Raw genomic sequence first — 19088 nt, forward strand, 5'->3', positions numbered from 1 at the left:
CGGACGTTGGCGCACACATGAGCGGCATCGCGAGGACGCAGGTGGTGGTGATCGGCGCCGGCCAGGCCGGGCTGTCGGCGGCGTACTTCCTGCGCCGCGCGGGCCTGGACTCCGTCGTCCTGGACCACTCCCCCGGGCCGGGCGGCGCGTGGCAGTTCCGGTGGCCGACGCTGACGTACGGCAAGGCGCACCGCGTGCACGACCTGCCCGGCATGCCGCTGGCCGCCGACGCCGCGGACGACACCCGGCCGGCGGCCGAGGTCGTCGCCGAGTACTTCGCCGCGTACGAGCGCGCCTTCGAGCTGCCGGTGCGCCGGCCGGTGAACGTGACCGGGGTGCGCGAGGGCTCGGGGCCCGAGGCCGGGCGGCTGCTGGTCGACTCGGACGCGGGCACGTGGTCGGCGCGCGCGCTGGTCAACGCCACCGGCACCTGGGACCGGCCGTTCTGGCCGCGCTACCCGGGCCAGGAGACGTTCCGCGGCCGGCAGCTCCACACCGCGCAGTACCGGGGTCCGCGGGAGTTCGCCGGGCAGCGGGTGGTGGTCGTCGGCGGCGGCGCCTCCGGCACGCAGCACCTGCTGGAGCTGGCGGGGACGGCGGCGGAGACCGTCTGGGTGACGCGCAGGCCGCCGGTGTGGCGGGAGGGCCCGTTCGACGAGGACTGGGGCCGGGCCGTGGTCGCCAGGGTCGAGGAGCGGGTACGGGCCGGGCTGCCGCCGCAGAGCGTGGTCGGCGAGACGGGGCTGCCGCTGACGGACGAGATGCGGGCGGCGCGGGCGGAGGGCGTGCTGGTGCGGCGGCCGATGTTCGAGCGGATCACGCCGGAGGGCGTGGCCTGGGCGGACGGTCAGGTCTTCGCCGCGGACGCGATTCTGTGGGCCACGGGGTTCCGCGCGGCCGTCGACCACCTGGCGCCGCTGAAGCTCCGCGAGCCGGGCGGCGGCATCCGCGTGGAGGGCACGCGCGCGGCCCGCGACCCGCGGATCCACCTCGTCGGCTACGGCCCGTCGGCGAGCACGATCGGCGCCAACCGCGCCGGCCGCGCGGCGGTCCGCGAGCTGGCCCGGCTGCTCGCCGAGAGCGCCGAGCCCGGCCCCGGCCCCGGGCCTGCCCCCGCGCCCGTACCCGGGGAGCGGGGCGCGGTCAGCGCTGCTGCCTGAGGCTGGAGCTGCGTACGACCAGCTCCGGCTGGAGCACGATCCGCTGGTGCTCGTGGTGCTCGGTGCCCTCCCCCGTCTCCTCGATGAGCAGTTCCGCCGCCTCCCGGCCCATCCGGTGCGCCGGCTGCCGCACCGACGTCAGCGGCACGGCCGCCGCGGCGGCGAACTCGATGTCGTCGTAGCCGACGAGCGCGATGTCGCCCGGCACCGAGACGCCGGCCGCGAAGAGCGTCTGGAGCACCCCGAGCGCCAGGAGGTCGTTGGCGCAGAACACCGCCGACGGGCGCGGCGACATGCCCAGTAGCCGGGCGCCGGCGTCGCGGCCGGCGGCGACGTCCATCTGCCCGGTCTCGACGTGCAGCAGCGACTCGGGCCCCAGGCCCTCCTCGGCCAGGGCGGCCAGCGCGCCGGTGTGGCGGTCCTGGCACTGCGGGAGCTGCATGGGGCCGCTGACGTAGACCAGGGAGCCGTGGCCTGCGCCGATCAGGTGGCGGGCGGCGAGCACGCCGCCCTGGACGTCGTCCAGCGAGACCGAGCAGGCGTCGGCGCTGGCGACGGTGCGGTCCACGAAGACGTACGGGATGCCGTGCCGGCCGAAGGACTCCAGGGTGCGCCCGCTGGTGTCGGCGGGCGTGACGAGCACGCCGCGCACCCGCTGCTCGGCGAAGAGGCCCAGGTACTCGGCCTCCTCGGCGGGGCTCTGCGCGCTGTTGCAGAGCATCACGCCGAGGCCCGCCTCCCGCGCGGCGCGCTCGGCGCCGGTGGCCACGTCGACGAAGAACGGGTTCGTCATGTCGAGCACGAGCAGCGCGATGATGCGGCTGCGGCCCGCGCGCAGTTGCCGCGCCGACTCGCTGCGTACGTAGCCGAGCCGGTCGATGGCCGCCTGCACCCGCTCGCGGGTGGCGGCGGCCACGCTGTCGGGCCGGTTGATGACGTTCGACACGGTGCCGACGGAGACGCCCGCGTGCCGCGCGACGTCCTTGATGCCCACCATGCGCCCCACGCGCGTTCCCCTTCAGCCGTCCAGCCGGTCGTACGCGGCGCGCCCCGGCCGCGGCCCGTCGCTCATGCTACGCATGGCGTCCGCCTGCCCCAGCGACCTCCACCAGGTCGAGACCGGCGAGGTCCGCGAGGGCCCGCAGCTCCGGCAGGAGGTGGCCGGTGGCCAGCGCCCAGTGGTGGCCGACGCCGCTCGCGCTCCACTCGTCGCACCACTCGCCGGGGTCGCGGCCGAAGTCGACGCGGGAGGTGGTGTTGCCGATGGCCAGCAGCGGTCCCGGGGTGACGGTGCCGGCGGAGGCGATGAGCCGGTAGCGGCCGTCGCGGGCCTGGCCGAGGCCGACGGCGGTGACGGGCCCGTGCCGTACGTCGAACTCCACGGACACGCCCCAGCCGCGCTTGCCGTGGTAGACGCCGAGGCCGCGCAGCAGCGGCCGGCCCTCGCTGATCGCCAGGTGCCCGGGCCCGTCGTGGCCCATCTCCACCACGCCGTCGCGGAAGTTGAGCGCCTGCATCTCGGTGAAGGAGCCGCCGGCGCCGAACCGGTCGGCGACGAGCATGGCCAGCGAGGTGCGCAGCTCGTACTCGCCGGCGGCGGGGATGCCGCGGGCCGTGAGCAGCGAGGCGCCGAGGATCATGCCGGCGCCCAGCCGCTCGTGCGTCTCGCCGTCGAGCCCGCGGTGGTAGTACGCGAGCGAGTCGAGGTCGAAGTCGGCGGCGAGGCGGTCGAGACCCACCGACACCCGCGCCGCCCAGGCGAGGTCGTCGGGGTCCACGGTGGCGTCGAGGTCGAAGACCTCGCGGGTCTCGGCGAGCTTCGCGGCCACCTCGGCGTCTCCGGCCTTCTCGGCCCGTACCCGCAGGTCGTCGAACTCCAGCACCTCGACGTGGCCGCCCAGGTTGGCGGTGACCATGGTGAGGTCGGTGGAGACGTCGTACATGCCCGGGTAGAGGTGGCCCATCAGCCCGTGCCGCCCGTTGCGCAGTACGGCTCGCACCCCCGCCGCCCGGACCCACCGTCCGATCCGCGTCCAGGCCCGCTCGTCCTCCAGATGGCCGGAGACGGAGCGGAAGGGGACGCCGCAGCGCTCGAAGGCGTTGGCCATCTCGGGCAGCGGGCAGGCGCCGCAGTAGGCGAGCCACTGCCCGGTGTCGAAGCTCGCGTGGTCCATCGCCTCGGTGGGCTGGAGGTTGATCAGCAGGACGGGCGCGCCGCTGCGCTGCGCGACGGGGACGAGCATCGTCGCGGTCATGTACGTGGTGAGGAAGCCGACGATCAGGTCGCAGTCCGCGGCGCGCAGCTTCTCCGCGGCGGCGGCGCCCTCGGGCGCGTCGGAGATGAAGCCGACGTCGACCACCTCGGCGTCGAAGCCCGCCATCCGCTCGGCGACCCGGGCGGCGGAGCGCCTGAGCTGCGGCAGCAGGTCGGGGAACTGCGGCCAGTACGCGCCGAGTCCGCCGGCGACCAGGCCGATGCGGGGCCGGCGGGCGGTCGCGGGGGTGCGTGCGGTCGTCATGGGTGGCTCCTAGCGGTCGCGCCTAGCGGGGCAGGGCGAAGTCCACGGTGCGCAGCGGCGAGGGCGTGGTGCCGGTGGACTTCTGCTGGTACATGAAGGAGAGGACGCCGTCCTGGGCGAGCCGGGTCTCGTCGAGGATCACCTCGCCGAAGGCGTCGAGGTCCGCGCCGTCGAAGAGGACCTTCCAGTCGGTCCAGCCGGAGGCGGCGGAGGCGGCGACGATCCGGCCGTAGGGCAGCACGGCGTAGGCGTTGTCGTGCCGGTCGAAGGCCAGCTTGGAGCGCTGGGTGGACTCCAGGGGGACGGGGATCTCGGTCTTGTGCCAGCGGCCGGCGTCGTCGCGGTGGATGTGGAAGGCGCGGGCGTTCGCCTTGCGGTCGGCGACGTAGTCCGTGGAGCACTGGCCGAAGCGGCCGGGGACGTAGCTGACGAGCGCGTGCGGGCGGCCGGCGGAGTCGGTGGCCTGGTGCTCCTGGTTCATCAGCGCGTGGTCGGCGTTCAGCGGGTCGGCGACGGTGCCGGGGTCGTCGAACGCGACGAGGTCGGACCCGCCGGTGGTGCCGACGACCTGCCCGGCGGCGTTGGTCCAGGTGCGGCCGTCGTCGGTGGAGCGGGCGTAGCCGGTGTCGTGGTTGCTGAGGCCGCCCGGGGCGCACATGACGGCGGGGTTCTGCTCGCGCCAGGTGTAGAAGGCGTGCAGGGTGCCGTCGGGACCGTAGTCGATGCCGTGCAGGTACATGTTGCGGGCGGTGCTGCTGCCGTGGGCGGTGGTGTACGTGCCGGTGGAGCCGGACCACCGGCCGAGTTCCCGCCAGCGCTTCCCGTCGTACGCGGCCAGCGCGTTGCGGCCGTTGCCGGAGACGCCGTCGCGGTAGCTGAGCAGCAGGCCGCCGGCGGGGGTGGCGACGAACTGCGGGTAGGTGAAGCGGTCGGTGAGCGCGAGCCCGTCCAGCGAGGTCTGTACGGGCCCGAAGGCGTCCGCGCTCCAGTCGTGCGCCTCGGGCCGGCTCATCAGGCCCGGCTCGGACTTGAGGTAGAAGAAGCCGTCGGAGTGCGAGTCCATGTTGACATGCAGCCTGCCGTCGGCGGCGGAGACGCCGAGGGAGATGACGTTGTGGGAGTCGTCGTACTTCAGGCGGTGGTCCAGCGTGACGGTCCGCCACTGCCGTTCGCCGGGCGCGCGGCGGGCGACGACGGCGCTGCGGTCGGCGGTGTACCAGGCCGCGTACTGGTGGCCCCGGTGGGTGAGGATGCCGTTCTTCGTGAAGGAGCTGTTGTTGACCAGGCCGTCGAACGAGACGAAGAAGACCGCCCTGGGGTCGAGTTCGGTGTCGGCGATCCGGGTCAGCGACGGGCCCGGAGCCGGCCGCGGACCCGGCGCCGCGGCGGGGCCGGGGCCCGCGGCGGCCGGGAGCGCGGGCACCGTCAGCAGCAGGGCGGCGGCGAGCAGCGCGGGCTTCACGAGGGTGCGGGCGAACAGTGTCATGTGGGGGTCCTCAGTCGAGGTGGAAGACCTCTGTCAGGGGGCGTACGGCCTCATCCGGCGCGGCGCCGTCGAGCGCCTCGAAGAACGGGGCCATCTCGGCCTGCCAGCGCGCGTTGACGTCGCTCGCGGCCATCGCGGCCTGCGCGGCGGCGAAGTCCTCCGTCTCCAGATAGCCGACGAGGAGGCCGTCGTCGCGCAGGAAGAGCGAGTAGTTGTGCCAGCCGGCGGCGGAGAGCGCGGCGAGCATGTCCGGCCAGACGGCCGCGTGCCGCTCGCGGTACTCCGCCAGCCGGTCGGCGCGTACCTTCAGCAGGAAGCAGACGCGGCGCAGCGCGGCGGCGGCCATCAGAAGTCGTACTCGTCGATGTTCTTCTCGTCGAAGACGGTCGGCGGGCCGAGGATGACCTCGCCGTCCTTGCCGACGGTGTACTCGCCGAGCCGGCCGGCCTCGAACGTCTCGCCCTCCTTGCCGGTGATCTGGCCGGAGGCCAGCGCGGCGGCGGCGTAGGCGCCGAGGTAGCCGAGGTCCTTGGGGTCCCAGAGGGAGAACTCCTCGACGGTGCCGTCCTTGATGAACTTGCGCATCTGGTTCGGCGTGCCGAGGCCGTTGAGGACGACGTCGCCCTTGTAGTCGGAGGCGCTGATGTAGCGGGCGGCGGCGGCGATGCCGACGGTGGTGGGCGAGATGATGCCCTTCAGGTCGGGGTACGCCTTGAGCAGGCCCTGGGTCTCCTGGAAGGACTTCTGGTCGTCGTCGTCGCCGTAGGCGACCTTGACCAGCTCCATGTCCTTGTACTCGGGCTTCTTCAGCTCGTCCTTCATGAAGTCGATCCAGGTGTTCTGGTTCGTGGCGTTCTGCGTCGCCGACAGGATGGCGATCTGGCCCTTGTGGTCGAGCTGTTCGGCGATGCGCCGCACCTGGCTGCGGCCGATCTCCTCGGAGCTGGCCTGGTTGATGAAGAGCTGGCGGCAGTCCTTGGCGGTGTCGGAGTCGTAGGCGACGACCTTGATGTCCTGCTGCATGGCCGTCTTCAGCGGGCCGCAGACCGCGTTGGGGTCGTTGGCGGCGATGAGGATGGCGTCCTGGCGCTGCTGGACGAGGGTGTTGATGTACGAGACCTGCGAGGACGCCTTGGCGTCGGAGGGCCCGACCTCCTTGGCCTCGGCGTCGAACTCCGCGCTCGCCTCGATGCCCGCCTCGTCGACGATCTGCTCGTACGGGTTGTTGATCTGCTTGGGCAGGAAGGCGATCTTCAGGCCCTTCTTCAGCGGCGCGTCCGGGTTCGCGGTGGCGTCCGACGCCTGCTCCTTGGCGTCGTTCTCCGCGTCGTCCTTGGTGGTGCCGGAGCAGGCGCCGACCGCCAGGGTGAGGGCGCACAGCGCGGCCGTCGCGGCGAGGGTGCGGCTCTTGTTACGCATGCGGGTGAACCTTTCGCGTTCCGTTCCGCGAGTCCGCGGAGCTGGGTCGGACGGGGTCGGTGCCATGGGTCACGGGGCCGCCGCGAGGCGGCGGTTGCGGCGCTCCGCGTGCGCGGCGAGGGCGCGCGGGGCGAGGACGGAGGCGATGAGCAGCAGCCCGGTGACGATCACGCGGATCTCGTTCGCCACGTCGTTGAGGGTGAGCAGGTTGTTGAGCAGGCCGATGAGGAGCACGCCGGCGACGGCGCCGCCGAGGGTGCCCTTGCCGCCGTTGAAGTCGACGCCGCCGAGGAGGACGGAGGCGATGACGACGAGTTCGAGGCCGAGGCCGTTGTCGGCGCGGGCGCTGCCGTAGCGCAGCGTGTAGACGATGCCGGCGAAGGACGCCATCAGGCCGGAGACGACGAACAGCGCGAGCTTGATGCGTTTGACGCGGATGCCGGCGAACCACGCGGCGTCCTCCTGGGCGCCGATGGCGTACAGCGAGCGGCCGAAGCCGGTCATGTGCAGCAGCACGGCGGCGAGCACGGCGAGCACCGCGAAGAGCGCGATGGGGTACGGCACGAAGGTGCCCGGCACGGTCTCGGTGGAGGAGGCCCACTTCGAGTAGGTGTCGGGGAAGCCCGCGACGGCCTTGTCGCCGAGGACCACCGAGGCCAGGCCGCGGTAGAGGGTGAGGGTGCCGATGGTGACGGCCAGCGGCGGCAGCCCGACGCGGGTGACGAGCCAGCCGTTGAGCAGCCCGCCGGCCGCGCCGGCGAGCAGGCACACGGGCACGATCAGCTCGAAGGCGTACCCGGCGTCCCACAGGGCGCCGGCGAGCGCGCTGGACAGGCCGAGCATGGAGGCGACGGACAGGTCGACCTGGCCGGCGACGACGAGCAGGGTCATCGGCAGCGCGATGAGGGCGATCTCGGCGGTGTCGTTGAGCGCGGCGGACATGTTGCCGGTGGCGGCGAAGCCGTCGGTGGAGGAGGTGCCGGCCAGGAACACCGCGATCAGCAGGATGCCGACGGCGGTGTCCCACCGCAGGTAGGTGCCGAGCGACTTCACTGCCGCCTCCTCTTCCGCAGCGCGCTGGTGGTGCGCCGCTGCACGATGCGGTCGGTGGTGATGGCGGCGAGCAGCAGCACGCCCGTGATGGCCTGCTGCCAGAAGGAGCTGACCTTGAGCACGACCAGCGCGCTGCCGATGGTGGTGAGCAGCGCGGCGCCGAGCGCGGCGCCCCACACCGAGCCGACCCCGCCGGTGATGGCGACGCCGCCGACGACGACGGCGCTGACGACGGTCAGCTCCCAGCCGTTGGCGGCGTCCGCGACGACGGTGCCGAAGCGGGCCAGCCACAGCGCGCCGGCGAAGCCGGCGATCGCGCCGGAGAAGGCGTAGGCGCCGAGCACGCGGCGGCGGATGGGGATGCCGGCGAGCCTGGCGGCCTCGGGGTTGGAGCCGATGGCGTACAGCTCCCGGCCACCGGTGTAGGCGCGCAGGTAGTACGCGGTGCTGGCGAGGACGGCCGCGGTGATGAGCGGCAGGTACGGGATGCCCAGGACGCTGCCGGTGCCGAGGGAGAGGACGTCGTCGGGGAGGTTGGCGGCGTTGATCTGCTCGCCGCCGGCCCACCAGTAGTCCAGCCCCTGGATGACGTAGAGCATGCCGAGGGTCACGACCAGCGCGGGCACCTTGCCGAAGCTCACCAGCAGCCCGCTGACCAGGCCGCAGGCGGTGCCCAGCGCGATGCCGAGCACGACGACGACGAACGCGCTGTGGTCGGTGCCGGAGACGAAGTCGCCGCAGGCGAAGGCGGTCAGGCCGACGACGGAGCCGACGGACAGGTCGATGTTGCGGGTGATGACGACGACGGACTGGCCGACGGCGAGCAGCACCAGGATCGAGGAGTTGAGGAGCAGGTCCTCGACGCCCTGGTCGTCCAGGAAGCTCGGGTTGGCGATCCAGGTGCACAGGATCAGCAGGACGAGCGCGCCGCCGATGGACAGTTCGCGGGCGCGGAAGACGGTGTCGACCAGCGAGCGGGCGGAGCGCTCGGCGCCGTCGGCGGGGGCGGGCCCGGTCTTCTGTGCGGTCGCGCTCATGCCGCCTCCTTGGCGCCGCGGCCGGTCGCGGCCGTCATCACCGACTCCTCGGTGGCCTCGGCCCGGGGGATCTCGGCGACGAGGCGGCCCTCGTGCATGACGAGCACGCGGTCGGCCATGCCGAGGACCTCGGGCAGGTCGGAGGAGACCATGAGGACGGCCAGGCCCCCGGCGGCCAGTTCGGAGAGCAGCCGGTGCACCTCGGCCTTGGTGCCGACGTCGATGCCGCGGGTCGGCTCGTCCACGATGAGCACCGAGGGTTCGGTGGCCAGCCACTTGGCGAGGACGACCTTCTGCTGGTTGCCGCCGGAGAGCACGCCGACGTCGTCGGTGAGCCGCCCGTACTTCAGCCGCAGCCGCGCGGCCCAGTCGGCGGCCCGGCCGCGCTCCAGCGCCCGCTTGACGAGGCCGGCGGAGCCGAGGCGGCCGAGACCGGTGAGGCCGATGTTTCGTTCGATGGACATCTCCATGACCAGGCCGCGCTGGCGCCGGTCCTCGGGGACGAGGGCGACGCCCGCGTCCATCGCGGCGGTCGGCGAGCCGCGGCGCAGCGGACGGCCGGCCACGTGCACCTCGCCGGCGTCGGGGGTGTCGACGCCGAAGACGGCCTGGACGACCTCGCTGCGGCCGGCGCCGACGAGGCCGGCGAGCGCGACGATCTCGCCGCGGCGGACGTCGAAGGAGACGTCGTGGAAGACGCCTTCGCGGGTGAGACGCCGGACCGACAGCGCGGTCTCGCCCAGCTCCGCGTCCTGCTTGGGGTACAGCTCGTCCAGGTCGCGGCCGACCATGCGGCGGACGAGGTCGTCCTCGCCGAGGGCCGCGGTGTCGTCGGTGGCGATCCAGCGGCCGTCGCGCAGCGTGGTGACGCGCCGGCAGAGCCGGAAGATCTCCTCCAGCCGGTGGGAGATGAACAGCACGGCGGCGCCCTCGGCGCGCAGCGCCTCGACGACGGCGAAGAGGCGGGCGGTCTCGCTGCCGGTGAGCGCGGCCGTGGGCTCGTCCATGATCAGGACGCGGGCGTCGAACGACAGCGCCTTGGCGATCTCCACGATCTGCTGGTCGGCGATGGACAGCCCGCGCGCCGGGCGGTCGGGATCGAGGTCGACGCCGAGGCGGCGCATCAGCGCGGCGGTGGCGTCGTCGACCGAGGCGCGGTCGATGCGGCGCAGCGTGCGGCGGGGCTGGCGGCCCATGAAGATGTTCTCGGCGATGGACAGGTCGGGGAAGAGCGTGGGTTCCTGGTAGATCACGGCGATGCCCGCGTCGCGGGCGTCGGCCGGGCCGTGGAAGGCCACCGGGGCGTCGTCGAGGAGCAGTTGGCCGGCGTCGGGGCGGTGGACTCCGGCGAGGATCTTGATGAGGGTGGACTTCCCCGCGCCGTTCTCGCCGGCGAGGGCGTGCGCCTCGCCGGCGTGCAGCGTGAGGGAGACGTCCCGAAGGGCGCGTACGGCCCCGAAGGACTTGCTCAGGCCGCGCGCGGCCAGGACGGGCACTTCTGTCATGGTCAGCACCGTTGCGGTCGGCATCATGAAAGGTTTCAATGAGTTTTCACGGAAGCTAGACCTCCCCCAACAGGCCCGTCAATGGTTCGGACATGGAAAGTTTCCGGGCATTTTCAAGTTCTCCGCGGCCTCTTGACACCCCCTCGACACCTACCTAACTTCGTGATCTGAAACGATTCATGCTCGCGCCGTCCCCCGGAGGACCCCGTGATCAGCAGACGTTCACTCCTCGGCACCGCCACCGCCCTGGGTACCGCCGCCGCCACCGGCGCCGCACCCGCCGCCCGCGCTGCCACGGTCGCCGGGAGCGATGCGGTCCGGGAGGCCGAGGTGACCCGGCCGACCGTGGAGTACGTCGGCCGCCCGCTCGGTCTCGACACCGACCGGCCCCGGCTGAGCTGGCCGGTGGAGACGGACGTGCCGGGCGGGATGCAGAGCGCGTACCAGGTCCGCGTGGCCACCGCCCCGGACCGGCTGGACGACCCCGACGTGTGGGACAGCGGCAAGGTCGACTCCGCCGACTCCGTCCTCGTGCCGTACGGCGGACCTGAGCTGCGGCCGCGTACCCGCTACCACTTCAGCGTGCGCGTCTGGGACCAGGACGGCACGGCCTCCGGCTGGAGCGAGCCCTCCTGGTGGGAGACGGGGCTGCGCGGCGAGGAGTGGGCCGCGAGCTGGATCGCCGCGCCCGACCTGCCGACCGACGCACCCGACATCACCGGCGCCTCGTGGATCTGGTTCCCCGAGGGCGACCCGGCCTCCAGCGCCCCCGCGGAGACCAGGTGGTTCCGCGCCCGCCTCGACATCCCCGCGGGCGTCACCCGGGCCCGGCTGGCGGTGGCCGCCGACGACAACCACACCACGTACGTCGACGGCACCGAGGTCGCCGCCGGCACCGCCTGGAACCGCCCCGACGTCGTGGACGTCACCGGACTGCTCACCGCCGGCACCGCCGGCACCGCCGTGGTCGCCGTCTCCGCCACCAACGGCGCCGTCGGCCCCGCCGGGCTGCTCGGCGCCCTCGAACTCACCACCGCCGACGGCGTGACGACCCTCGTCACCGACGGCGCCTGGAAGTCCGCCGACGCCGAGCCCGCCGCCGGCTGGACCGCGCCGGACTTCGACGACTCCGGCTGGGCCGCCGCCAAGGTCCTCGCCCCCTGGGGCGGCGGGCCGTGGGGCGAGGTCGCCGTGCCCGTCTCGCTGCCCGCCGCGCAGTTGCGGCACGAGTTCCGGCTGCCGAAGCGGAAGATCGCCCGCGCGCGGCTGTACGCCACGGCCCTCGGGCTGTACGAGGCGCACCTCAACGGCCGCCGCGTCGGCGAGGACGTCCTCGCGCCCGGCTGGACCGACTACCACAAGCGGGTGCAGTACCAGACGTACGACGTCACCGGTCTGCTGCGCCCCGGCGCCAACGCCATCGGCGTCGACCTGGCCGCCGGCTGGTACGCGGGCAACCTCGGCTGGTTCGGCCCGCACCACTACGGCGAACGCCCCGCGCTGCTCGCGCAGTTGGAGGTCACGTACGCCGACGGCAGCGTCGAGCGGGTGCTGTCGGACACCGGCTGGCGCGGCAGCGGCGGCCCCGTGACCGCCGCGGACCTGATGGCCGGCGAGGACCACGACGCCCGGCTGGAGACCCCCGGCTGGACCGCACCCGGCTTCGACGACTCCGGCTGGCGGCCGGCCGAGGCCGCGGACGCCGGCGGCACCGCGGTCGTCGCGCAGGTCGACGGGCCCACCCGGGTGGTCAGCGAACTGCCCGCGCGGAAGGTCACCGAGCCCGCGCCCGGGGTGTTCGTCTTCGACCTCGGCCAGAACATGGTCGGCGCCGTCCGGCTGCGGGTGAAGGGCAAGGCCGGCACCGTCGTCACCCTGCGCCACGCCGAGGTGCTCAACCCCGACGGCACCCTGTACACCGCCAACCTGCGCACCGCCCGCGCCACCGACACGTACACCCTGCGCGGCGCGAGCGACGGCGAGGTCTACGAGCCGAGGTTCACCTTCCACGGCTTCCGCTACGTCGAGGTCACCGGCTACCCCGGCAGGCCGCCGAAGAACGCGGTCACCGGCCGGGTGATGCACACCGCCGCGCCGTTCACCATGGACTTCGAGACCAACGTGGCGACGCTCAACAAGCTGCACTCCAACATCACCTGGGGGCAGCGCGGCAACTTCCTGTCCGTGCCCACCGACACCCCCGCCCGCGACGAACGCCTCGGCTGGACCGGCGACATCAACGTCTTCGCGCCCACCGCGGCGTACACGATGGAGTCCGCGCGCTTCCTCACCAAGTGGCTGTACGACCTGCGCGACGACCAGGACGACGACGGCGCGTACCCCGACGTCGCCCCGTGGGTCGGGCCGGTCGGCAAGGGCGTCGCCGGGTGGGGCGACGCGGGCACCACGGTGCCGTGGGCGCTGTACCAGGCGTACGGCGACACCCGGGTGCTGGAGCAGTCGTGGTCCTCGATGCTGGAGTGGCTGGAGTACCTCAAGCGCAACAGCAGCGGCCATCTGCGCCCCGCCGAGGGCTACGGCGACTGGCTCAACACCCAGGACGAGACCCCCAAGGACGTCATCGGCACCGCCTACTTCGCGCACAGCGCCGACCTCGTCGCCCGCATCGCCCGCGTCCTGGGCCGCGACCCGGCCCCGTACGACACGCTCTTCGGCGCCGTACGCGAGGCGTTCACGGCCGCGTACGTGTCCCAGGGCGGCGCCCGCATCAAGGGCGACACGCAGACCGCGTACGTCCTGGCCCTGTCCATGGACCTGCTGCCCGAGGACGCCCGGGGGCCCGCCGCCGACCGCCTCGTCGCGCTCGTCGCGGCCCGCGACTGGCACCTGTCCACCGGCTTCCTCGGCACCCCCCGCCTGCTGCCCGTGCTGACCGCCACCGGCCACCACGACGTCGCCTACCGGCTGCTGCACCAGGACACGTTCCCCGGCTGGGGCTACCAGATCGCCAACGGCGCCACCACGATGTGGGAGCGCTGGGACTCCATCAAGCCCGACGGCTCCTTCCAGGACGCGGGCATGAACTCCTTCAACCACTACGCCTACGGCTGCGTCGGGGAGTGGATGTACCGCCACATCACGGGCATCGCACCCGCCGAGCCCGGCTTCCGCAAGCTGCTGATCCGCCCTCGCCCCGGCGGCGAGGTCGACCGGGCCACCGGCCGGCTCGCGACGCTCTACGGCCCGGTCACCACCGACTGGCGGGAGCGCGACGGCCGGCTGCGGCTGGACGTGACGCTCCCGTTCAACACCACCGCCGAGGTCTGGGTCCCGGCCCGGTCAGCGGCGGACGTCTCCCACGGCCGCGCCCGCTTCCTGCGGACGGAGGACGGCTGCGCCGTCTTCGCCGCGGACGCGGGCACGCACCGCTTCACCAACTAGCCCACCCCACACGACGGCGACACCCCGCGCGGAAAGGCTTCGCGATGACCGTGAAAGCGGCACTCAAGTCCCAGGCAGTCGAGACACCCTCCTGGGCGTACGGCAATTCCGGCACACGCTTCAAGGTCTTCGCGCAGCCGGGGGTGCCGCGCACACCCCAGGAGAAGCTGGACGACGCCGCCCGGGTGCACGAGCACACCGGCGTGGCGCCGTCCGTGGCGCTGCACATCCCCTGGGACCGGGTGGAGGGCGCCGAGGGCTACGCGGCGCTGGCGGCGTACGCGAAGGAGCGGGGGCTGCGGCTCGGCGCGATCAACGCCAACGTCTTCCAGGACGACGACTACAAGCTGGGCTCGGTCACCCACCCGGACCCGGCGGTGCGGCGCAAGGCGCTGGCGCACCTGATGGAGTGCGTCGACATCATGGACGCCACCGGCTCGCGGGACCTGAAGCTCTGGTTCTCCGACGGCACCAACTACCCCGGCCAGGACGACATCCGCGAGCGCCAGGACCGGCTGGCCGAGGCGCTGGGCGCGGTGTACGAGCGGCTGGGCGAGGGGCAGCGGATGCTGCTGGAGTACAAGCTCTTCGAGCCGGCGTTCTACCACATGGACGTGCCGGACTGGGGCACGGCGTACGCGCACTGCCTGCGCCTGGGCGACCGGGCGCAGGTGGTGGTGGACACCGGGCACCACGCGCCGGGCACCAACATCGAGTTCATCGTCGCGGTGCTGCTGCGGGAGGGGAAGCTCGGCGGCTTCGACTTCAACTCCCGCTTCTACGCCGACGACGACCTGATGGTCGGCGCGGCCGACCCGTTCCAGCTCTTCCGCCTCATGTACGAGGTCGTACGCGGCGGGGGGTTCGGCCGCGACGTGGCGTTCATGCTCGACCAGTGCCACAACATCGAGCCGAAGATCCCCGCGATCATCCGCTCGGTGATGAACGTCCAGGAGGCCACGGCCAAGGCGCTGCTGGTCGACCGCGAGGCGCTGGCCGCGGCGCAGCGCGAGGGCGACGTGCTGGGCGCCAACGCCGTGCTGATGGACGCCTACAACACCGACGTGCGGCCGCTGCTGGCCGAGGTGCGCGAGGAGATGGGGCTCGACCCGGACCCGATGGCCGCCTACCGGCGCTCGGGGTGGGCCGAGCGGATCGTCGCGGAGCGGGTCGGCGGCACGCAGGCCGGGTGGGGCGCGTGAGCGGGGTGCCGGACGGCGCGTACGACCCGGTGGGCGCCCTGCTGGAGCGGGCGCACCGGCTGGGCGCGGACCCGCGCAACACCAACTTCGCCGGCGGCAACGCCTCCGCGAAGGGCGCGGCGACGGACCCGGTGACCGGGGGCGACGTGGAGCTGATGTGGGTCAAGGGCTCCGGCGGCGACCTCGGCACGCTCACGGCCGCGGGTCTGGCGGTGCTGCGGCTGGACCGGCTGCGGGCGCTGGCCGGGACGTACCCGGGCGTGGACCGCGAGGACGAGATGGTGGCCGCGTTCGACTACTGCCTGCACGGACGGGGATGGCTCCCGGGGGGAGAGGGCACGTCGCCCTCCATCGACACCGCCATGCACGGCCTGGTCCGCGCCCCGCACGTCGACCACCTCCACCCCGACTCCGGCATCGCCCTGGCCTGCGCCGCGGACGGCGAAAAGCTGACCCGGCGGTGCTTCGGCGAACGGGTGGTGTGGGTGCCGTGGCGGCGGCCCGGCTTCCAACTGGGCCTGGACATCGCCGCCGTGCACGAGGCGCACCCGGGGGCGATCGGGGTGGTGCTCGGCGGCCACGGCATCACGGCGTGGGGCGCGGACTCGGAGGAGTGCGAGCGCAACTCGCTGGAGATCATCCGCACCGCCGAGCGGTTCCTCGCCGAACACGGGCGGCCGGAGCCGTTCGGCCCGCTCGTCGAGGGCTACGGCCCGCTGCCCGCCGGCGAACGCCGGGAGCGGGCCGCCGCGCTGGCGCCGCTGATCCGCGGGCTCGCCTCCACCGACCGGCCGCAGGTCGGCCACTTCACCGACTCCGACGCGGTGCTGGACTTCCTGGCCCGCGAGGCCCACCCGCGGCTGGCCGCCCTCGGCACCTCATGCCCCGACCACTTCCTGCGCACCAAGGTCCGCCCGCTGGTGCTGGACCTGCCGCCGGGCGCGCCGCCCGAGGAGGCGGTCGCCCGTCTCGGGGAGCTGCACGCCGCGTACCGCGAGGACTACCGCGCCTACTACGAGCGGCACGCCGCCCCCGACTCGCCGCCCATGCGCGGTGCCGACCCGGCGATCGTCCTCGTGCCCGGCGTCGGAATGTTCAGCTTCGGCAAGGACAAGCAGACCGCGCGGGTGGCGGGCGAGTTCTACGTCAACGCGATCAACGTGATGCGCGGCGCCGAGGCCGTCTCCTCCTACGCCCCGATCGACGAGGCGGAGAAGTTCCGCATCGAGTACTGGGAGCTGGAGGAGGCCAAGCTGCGCCGGATGCCGCCGCCGAAGCCGCTGGCGACCCGGGTGGCGCTGGTCACCGGCGCGGGCTCCGGCATCGGGCGGGCCATCGCCCGGCGGCTGGCCGCGGAGGGCGCGTGCGTCGTCGCCGCCGACCGGGACGCCTCGGGCGCCGAGGCGGTCGCCGCCGAACTGGGCGGCCCCGACCGGGCGGTGGCGGTGGCGGTGGACGTCACCGAGGAGGAGCAGATCGCGGCGGCCTTCCGGGCCGCGGTCCTCGCCTTCGGCGGCGTCGACCTCGTCGTCAACAACGCCGGGATCTCGGTCTCCAAGCCGCTGGCGGAGACCACGGCGGCGGACTGGGACACCCAGCACGCCATCATGGCGCGCGGCTCCTTCCTCGTCTCCCGCGAGGCCGCGCGGGTGCTGTCCGCGCAGGGCATGGGCGGCGACATCGTCTACATCGCCTCGAAGAACGGTGTGTTCGCCGGGCCCAACAACATCGCGTACGGGGCCGCCAAGGCCGACCAGGCGCACCAGGTGCGGCTGCTGGCCGCCGAGCTGGGCGAGCTGGGCGTACGGGTCAACGGCATCAACCCCGACGGCGTCGTGCGCGGCTCGGGCATCTTCGCCGGCGGCTGGGGCGCCAAGCGGGCCGCGGTGTACGGGGTGCCGGAGGAGAAGCTCGGCGAGTTCTACGCCCAGCGCACGCTGCTGAAGCGGGAGGTGCTGCCGGAGCACGTGGCGAACGCGGTGTTCGCGCTGACGGCCGGCGAGCTGAGCCACACGACCGGGCTGCACATCCCCGTGGACGCGGGTGTGGCCGCCGCGTTCCTGCGGTGAGCGGGTCGTACGGGCCGTCGGCAGCGGGCGGAACGGAGGGCGGAACGGGCGGCGGCGGGGACTCGCTGCCGTTCGCGGCCGTCGACCTCGGCGCCGCCAGCGGGCGCGTGATGCTCGGCCGCGCCGGCGGCGGGGAGCTGCACATCGAGGAGGTGCACCGCTTCCCCAACCGGCCCGTGCGGCTGGCCGGCACGCTCCACTGGGACGTGCTCGCGCTGTACGCCGGCGTGCTGGACGGGCTGCGCGCCGCGGGCCGGCGGTCGGGGGGCCGGCTCGCCGGCGTCGGCGTCGACTCCTGGGCGGTCGACTACGGGCTGCTCGACGCCTCCGGCGCGCTGATCGGCAACCCGGTGCACTACCGCGACACGCGCACCGAGGGCATGGCGGCGAAGCTGGCCGCGGTGCTGCCTGCGGACGAGCTGTACCGGGCGACGGGCCTTCAGCACCTGCCGTTCAACACCGTCTACCAGCTCCTCGCCGCCCGCGGCACCCCGGCGCTGGCAGCGGCCCGGCAACTGCTGCTCGTCCCCGACCTCGTCGCGTACTGGCTGACCGGCGAGGCCGGCACCGAGCTGACCAACGCCTCCACCACCGCGCTCGTCGACCCGCGCACGGGCGCCTTCTCCCGCCGCGTCGCCGAGGCCGCGGGCGTCGACCTCGGGCTCTTCCCGCCGCTGCGCCACCCCGGCGACCCGGCGGGCGAGCTGCTGCCCGCGGTGCTGGAGGAGACGGGCCTGACCGGTCCGGTGCCGGTGACCGCGGTCGGCTCGCACGACACCGCCTCGGCGGTCGTCGGCGTGCCGGCGCGGGACGCGGACTTCGCGTACATCGCCACCGGCACCTGGTCGCTGGCCGGCGTCGAGCTGCCGGCTCCGGTGCTCACCGAGGAGAGCCGCGCCGCCAACTTCACCAACGAGCTGGGCGTGGACGGCACCGTGCGCTACCTCCGCAACATCATGGGCCTGTGGCTGCTCCAGGAGTGCCTGCGCACCTGGGAGTCCGAGGGGCACAGCTACGAGCTGGACGCGCTGCTGGCCGGGGCCGCGGCGGCGCCCCCGCTGCGCTCGTACGTGGACGCCGGCGACCCGGCGTTCCTCGCCCCCGGCCGGATGCCGCAGCGGATCGCGGCGGCGTGCCGCCGGGCGGGGCGGCCGGTGCCGCGGTCCGCGGCGGAGACCGTGCGCTGCGTGCTGGACTCCCTCGCCCTGGCGCACCGCCGCGCGGTGGCCGACGCGCAGCGCCTCTCGGGCCGTACGGTGCGCGTGGTGCACGTCGTCGGCGGCGGCGCCCGCAACGGGCTGCTGTGCCGGCTGACGGCGGAGGCCTGCGGGCTGCCGGTGGTGGCCGGACCGGTGGAGGCGGCGGCGCTCGGCAACGTCCTCGTCCAGGCGCGGGCGGCCGGTGCGATCGACGGAACCCTTTCAGACCTCCGATCTCTGCTTCACAGAACGCAGTCGCTGAGGGAGTATGAACCCGGCGGCGGCGGATCGGCGTGGGAGGAAGCAGAATGCGCGTTGCGCTCTTCGTGACGTGTGTCAACGACACGCTCTACCCGCGCACCGGGCGGGCCGTCGTGGCCCTGCTGGAGCGGCTGGGGGTGACGGTCGACTTCCCGCTCGCGCAGTCGTGCTGCGGACAGGCCCAGTTCAACACCGGCTACCGGCGCGAGACCAAGCCGCTCGCGCGCCGCTTCGCGCACGTCTTCGAGGGCTACGAGTACGTGGTGGCGCCGTCCGGCTCGTGCGCGGCGATGATCCGCGACAACTACCGCCGCCTCGACGAGCCCGCCGCGGCCGCCGTCGCCCCGCGCACGTACGAGCTGACCGAGTTCCTCACCGACGTCCTCGACGTCACCGACGTCGGCGCGTACTACCCGCACACGGTCACCTATCATCCGACCTGTCACGGCCTGCGGGTGCTGGGCCTCGGCGACCGGCCGCGGCAACTGCTGGCCCGGGTGAAGGGGCTGACGCTGCGCGAGCTGGACGGCGCGGAGGAGTGCTGCGGGTTCGGCGGCACGTTCGCGCTGAAGAACCCGGCGGTCTCGGCGGCGACGGGCGCCGACAAGGCGCGGCACGTGGAGGAGTCGGGCGCACAGGCGGTCTGCGCGGCGGACAACTCCTGCCTGATGCACATCGGCGGCACGCTCGCGCGCCGCGGCTCGCCGGTCCGGCCGGTGCACATCGCGGAGATCCTGGCGAGCACGGAAGGGGACGTCTGGTGACCGAGGCCCACG

Annotated in this window: 14 protein-coding genes; 6 read left to right on the plus strand and 8 right to left on the minus strand. The window is 73.7% G+C overall.

Annotation, left to right across the window (positions count from 1 at the left end; all coding sequences use genetic code 11):
* Window positions 1–17 precede the first annotated feature (17 nt).
* Window positions 18–1160, plus strand: coding sequence for an FAD-dependent oxidoreductase (locus tag QBL21_RS19715; RefSeq protein WP_407563543.1), 1143 nt, complete (start codon window positions 18–20; stop codon window positions 1158–1160).
* Here the strand turns inward: QBL21_RS19715 and QBL21_RS19720 are convergent.
* The 8 genes from QBL21_RS19720 to QBL21_RS19755 form a co-directional block, all read right to left on the minus strand.
* Window positions 1144–2157, minus strand: coding sequence for a LacI family DNA-binding transcriptional regulator (locus tag QBL21_RS19720; RefSeq protein ID WP_407566479.1), 1014 nt, complete (start codon window positions 2155–2157; stop codon window positions 1144–1146). The genes QBL21_RS19715 and QBL21_RS19720 overlap by 17 nt on opposite strands.
* Before the next feature lie 76 nt (window positions 2158–2233).
* Complete coding sequence (locus QBL21_RS19725; RefSeq protein ID WP_407563544.1) at window positions 2234–3679, minus strand: arabinose isomerase; 1446 nt, start codon at window positions 3677–3679, stop codon at window positions 2234–2236.
* Window positions 3680–3701: 22 nt separating this feature from the next.
* Window positions 3702–5165, minus strand: a complete 1464-nt coding sequence (locus tag QBL21_RS19730) for a BNR repeat-containing protein (protein ID WP_407563545.1) — start codon at window positions 5163–5165, stop codon at window positions 3702–3704.
* A gap of 10 nt (window positions 5166–5175) precedes the next feature.
* Entirely contained in the window at window positions 5176–5496 is a 321-nt protein-coding gene (locus QBL21_RS19735) for an L-rhamnose mutarotase (RefSeq protein WP_407566480.1), read from the minus strand.
* Between the two features lie 14 nt (window positions 5497–5510).
* Window positions 5511–6584, minus strand: a complete 1074-nt coding sequence (gene rhaS / locus QBL21_RS19740; RefSeq protein ID WP_407563546.1) for a rhamnose ABC transporter substrate-binding protein — start codon at window positions 6582–6584, stop codon at window positions 5511–5513.
* A gap of 69 nt (window positions 6585–6653) precedes the next feature.
* The gene (locus tag QBL21_RS19745; protein ID WP_407563547.1) at window positions 6654–7637 is read right to left on the minus strand and encodes an ABC transporter permease; all 984 of its coding nucleotides are present in this window, start codon (window positions 7635–7637) and stop codon (window positions 6654–6656) included.
* Window positions 7634–8674 (minus strand): ABC transporter permease, encoded by a 1041-nt coding sequence (locus tag QBL21_RS19750; protein ID WP_407563548.1) that lies wholly within the window; start codon window positions 8672–8674, stop codon window positions 7634–7636. Before QBL21_RS19750 ends, QBL21_RS19745 begins: the two co-directional genes overlap by 4 nt.
* On the minus strand, window positions 8671–10179 hold the full coding sequence (locus tag QBL21_RS19755; protein ID WP_407563549.1) for a sugar ABC transporter ATP-binding protein: 1509 nt from the start codon (window positions 10177–10179) through the stop codon (window positions 8671–8673). The genes QBL21_RS19750 and QBL21_RS19755 overlap by 4 nt, the downstream gene beginning before the upstream one ends.
* Before the next feature lie 207 nt (window positions 10180–10386).
* On the opposite strand from QBL21_RS19755, the gene QBL21_RS19760 reads away from it, so the two are divergent.
* Genes QBL21_RS19760 through QBL21_RS19780 form a run of 5 tightly spaced genes read left to right on the plus strand, consistent with a single transcriptional unit; the run spans window position 10387 to window position 19076 of the window.
* Window positions 10387–13581, plus strand: coding sequence for an alpha-L-rhamnosidase (locus tag QBL21_RS19760; RefSeq protein ID WP_407563550.1), 3195 nt, complete (start codon window positions 10387–10389; stop codon window positions 13579–13581).
* A 44-nt stretch (window positions 13582–13625) separates the two neighbouring features.
* Window positions 13626–14783, plus strand: a complete 1158-nt coding sequence (gene rhaI, locus QBL21_RS19765; RefSeq protein ID WP_407563551.1) for an L-rhamnose isomerase — start codon at window positions 13626–13628, stop codon at window positions 14781–14783.
* Window positions 14771–16852, plus strand: a complete 2082-nt coding sequence (locus QBL21_RS19770) for a bifunctional aldolase/short-chain dehydrogenase (protein WP_407563552.1) — start codon at window positions 14771–14773, stop codon at window positions 16850–16852. Before rhaI ends, QBL21_RS19770 begins: the two co-directional genes overlap by 13 nt.
* Complete coding sequence (locus QBL21_RS19775) at window positions 16849–18381, plus strand: rhamnulokinase family protein (RefSeq protein ID WP_407563553.1); 1533 nt, start codon at window positions 16849–16851, stop codon at window positions 18379–18381. Before QBL21_RS19770 ends, QBL21_RS19775 begins: the two co-directional genes overlap by 4 nt.
* Window positions 18360–19076: a (Fe-S)-binding protein gene (locus tag QBL21_RS19780; RefSeq protein WP_407563554.1), complete on the plus strand. Its 717-nt coding sequence runs from the start codon at window positions 18360–18362 to the stop codon at window positions 19074–19076. The genes QBL21_RS19775 and QBL21_RS19780 overlap by 22 nt, the downstream gene beginning before the upstream one ends.
* Window positions 19077–19088: the final 12 nt, after the last annotated feature.

It is taken from the genome of Streptomyces sp. 184, from assembly GCF_045781775.1.
Classification (GTDB): domain Bacteria; phylum Actinomycetota; class Actinomycetes; order Streptomycetales; family Streptomycetaceae; genus Streptomyces.